This is a genomic window from Trabulsiella guamensis ATCC 49490 (assembly GCF_000734965.1).
GTDB classification, from domain to species: domain Bacteria; phylum Pseudomonadota; class Gammaproteobacteria; order Enterobacterales; family Enterobacteriaceae; genus Trabulsiella; species Trabulsiella guamensis.
In genome coordinates this window covers 1-542 of the sequence record NZ_JMTB01000206.1, presented here as the reverse complement: position 1 = coordinate 542, position 542 = coordinate 1, and the positions used below count along the sequence as shown (strand labels likewise).

At 58.3% G+C, this 542-nt stretch carries 2 protein-coding genes; both read right to left on the bottom strand.

Annotated features, from left to right (window positions below; genetic code table 11):
• Positions 1-162, bottom strand: a 162-nt coding sequence (locus tag GTGU_RS25215) for a DUF2730 family protein (protein WP_156964246.1), incomplete at its 3' end; no start/stop codon positions are given.
• Positions 163-372 (bottom strand): TraR/DksA C4-type zinc finger protein, encoded by a 210-nt coding sequence (locus GTGU_RS23570; protein ID WP_038163783.1) that lies wholly within the window; start codon positions 370-372, stop codon positions 163-165.
• Between the last annotated feature and the right edge of the window lie 170 nt (positions 373-542).

Genomic DNA, 542 nt, shown 5'->3' with positions numbered 1-542 from the left:
CCCCTCAACCGCCTGCTCAAGAATGTTCAGACGACTGCTGACCCTCTCCAGCTCCTCGCGCCGGGCGTAGGTTTTTGCCAGCAGTAACTGGATGATGTTGATACCGGACATCAGCAGCGCCCAGATAATGGCCCAGTAATTCCTGATGATTTCCCACTTCATTCACGCTCTCCGCTCTCTGCGATGCTGGCAGTCGATACAGGTCACCACGCCCGGCACCGCCGCAAGCCGGGCCGGTTCAATGGCTTCACCGCAGTCGTTGCAGTAACCGTCGATGATGACCACCTCTGTAACGCGGGTTAAATGGGCATTTAAGGCCCGTTCGCGGTACGCCATTTCCAGGTCACTGACCCGATCAAGTTCATCGGCCATCAACTGCCCGCCGCCACTTTATGTTTGCTGGATTTACTGAAGCGGGCGAAACCGTCCAGCGTACGGAAACCGAGATACCCCAGCGATGGCGTTGCCAGCATCAGCGCAATATCCCAGTCTGGCGCAGGCATCGTCAGTCCATGACCGTATCGCGGTGGCGATGGCGGCGG